General features: G+C 33.3%; 4 protein-coding genes. 1 reads left to right on the top strand and 3 read right to left on the bottom strand.

The window, feature by feature from the left end:
* On the top strand, positions 1–429 hold a 429-nt coding region (locus BHE89_RS15190), incomplete at its 5' end, for a sugar O-acetyltransferase (RefSeq protein ID WP_141008309.1).
* Positions 430–474: 45 nt separating this feature from the next.
* On the opposite strand, the gene BHE89_RS15185 is transcribed toward BHE89_RS15190, so the two are convergent.
* The 3 genes from BHE89_RS15185 to BHE89_RS15180 form a co-directional block, all read right to left on the bottom strand.
* Positions 475–1,005 (bottom strand): GNAT family N-acetyltransferase, encoded by a 531-nt coding sequence (locus BHE89_RS15185; RefSeq protein WP_286146193.1) that lies wholly within the window; start codon positions 1,003–1,005, stop codon positions 475–477.
* Positions 998–1,243, bottom strand: a complete 246-nt coding sequence (locus tag BHE89_RS26000) for a hypothetical protein (protein WP_286146192.1) — start codon at positions 1,241–1,243, stop codon at positions 998–1,000. The genes BHE89_RS15185 and BHE89_RS26000 overlap by 8 nt, the downstream gene beginning before the upstream one ends.
* A gap of 107 nt (positions 1,244–1,350) precedes the next feature.
* A complete protein-coding gene (locus BHE89_RS15180; protein WP_069367162.1) occupies positions 1,351–1,605 on the bottom strand; it encodes a hypothetical protein in 255 nt (84 codons plus the stop codon).
* Between the last annotated feature and the right edge of the window lie 603 nt (positions 1,606–2,208).

The following is a 2,208-nucleotide window of genomic DNA, read 5'->3' as shown; positions in this document are numbered from 1 at the left end:
ATTTCACTATTTGAACCGCCATTTCATTGTGACTATGGTCAGTTAATTGAAATTGGTGAAGCATTTTACGCTAATTTTAATTTAACAATATTAGATTGTGCACCCGTGAAAATTGGACACAATGTGATGTGTGCGCCTAATGTCAGTATTTTAACGGCAACTCATCCTATTGATCCTGAAATACGTAACGATGAACTGGAATATGCATTACCTATTACTATTGGTCATTCAGTATGGTTAGGTGCAGGGTGCATTATTTTACCTGGTGTAACTATTGGTGATAATTGCGTTATAGGGGCGGGCAGTGTAGTAACAAAATCCATTCCCGCTAATTGCGTTGCTGTTGGAAATCCTTGTCGTGTAATAAGGCAAATTAGCGATAAAGATAAACGAGATGCCGAGAAAAGGCTTACCTTTATGACTATTTGAAAAATAAGCTCAACAGACATGATTGAGCCTATTCATATTATGCTTTTACTCTTTAATAAAGCTGAGATAGTTAAAGAGCGATTTAAAACCAAATTTACGGTATAGCGCTAAACCATCTGCTGATGCATCTAAGAAACAACGCTCAACGCCTTGTTCACGGCAAAACTCTAAAACATGTTTAATTAAATGTGTCGCATAACCATTGCCTTGATAGGCAATATCTGTCCCTATATCATCAAAACGCGCTAACTTATCATGTATTGTTAGCGTTAATGACGAGACGGGTTGACCTTCAACTAATAACGCATAATGGAAAATGGTTGCCCCATTATCCAATGCTTTTTGGTGATAACGAATATATTCATTAATAATGGTATCTTCACTATCATCACCCACAGGGAAAGCTGTTTTTAACGGATGAGCCCATTGTGCGAGGTTATGATTGGTAAGAATAATATCACAAGGATTATTGCGATAAGCAGGATAAACCGCGTCTGATAGCGTTAAATACATGGCCGTTGTCATACCATCACCGGTATAACCTGCGTTTTTGATTATTTCTTCGAATTCAGGCAATAAGGACTCTGGTAATACCAAAATATGATTTTTTTTTCTGCGAAGTAAAAAGGGTGCTGGCTTGCTGGAATGAGCTTTCTGTTGCACCTTGGCGCAAATAAATAAAGTTAAAAATGGCAGCATCCATTGGTGTCATAAAGCAGTGAGTATGATCACCAATACGAATATTATTTTCACAAATTTCTGACCAAAAGGCTTTTTCTACTATTTTAAATTCTTTATACAGTTGTGCATCCATAATAGTTCTCTAGCTGAATCGTGATACTCGATAAGGCGTTAATAGAGGTTCCGCTTTTTTGTAAATGAGTGCTTGTGCAGCTAATTCACATAACAAAGGTGACAATGTCACGTCGCGTGCATAATAACAATATATAATCCCTGATAAGGCGATATTTCTCCAATAATTGGCATTTCATCTTTAGGCATAGGCCTTTCACTCACAGCAACCTGTTTTATTATTAGTTTACCTGTTTGCGTAAAATTATCATAAAAAGTCGCTTGTGCATGGCACGCAATACGCTCAGGGTGATGTTCATCACTATTATCAATGTAATCTTCAGCTGCAATAATCTCATTTTGAGCAAAGTAGCGTAACTCCATTTCTAGAAATAAGCATATTTCTTTATGCTAAAAATAAAAAACAACCTAGAATAATAGTTTTGGTAAATGTAATCTTTTTTATTCTCTCGCTTTTCGTGCTAATCAACTCACTAAACACTAAAAAAAACACTTATTTTTCATAAGATTAATAAGTAAGGCTGTTTTAATTTTAAAAACAACACGTTTGTCTACAAGATCACAAAGAGAACAATATACTATAACACAAAACAAACAATAGGTTTTTTATATCTAAAATAAATTTAATAATCGATTTAAAATTCTAGTTTAGTATCTTTTGATGGTTATTAAATCTATATAAATTTTAATTTCAGCATCATACTATAACGCACATTTAAACTGGTTTTTTAATCTTGATTGCCAGTAAAAAATGGAGCTATCAACTGCTTTTTGCGTTAAAATATAGAGTAATTAACTTATCTTTTATTGGTATAAAGATTATTGTTTTACAAAAAAAATTATTATGGATATGATAGCTCACATATTCACATTTAAACTGGTTTTTTAATCTTGATTGCCAGTAAAAAATGGAGCTATCAACTGCTTTTTGCGTTAAAATATAGAGTAATTAACTTATCTTTTATT

It is taken from the genome of Shigella sp. FC1967 (genome assembly GCF_001743005.1).
GTDB lineage: Bacteria > Pseudomonadota > Gammaproteobacteria > Enterobacterales > Enterobacteriaceae > Proteus.
Note: the sequence above shows the minus strand (reverse complement) of the source record. Positions and strands in the feature narration are given on the sequence as shown.

What these genes read in the sequence shown, in the direction of transcription:
- BHE89_RS26000 (WP_286146192.1), bottom strand. Translation starts at nt 1,243, where the DNA reads ATGGATGCACAACTGTATAAAGAATTTAAAATAGTAGAAAAAGCCTTT.
- BHE89_RS15180 (WP_069367162.1), bottom strand. Translation starts at nt 1,605, where the DNA reads ATGGAGTTACGCTACTTTGCTCAAAATGAGATTATTGCAGCTGAAGAT.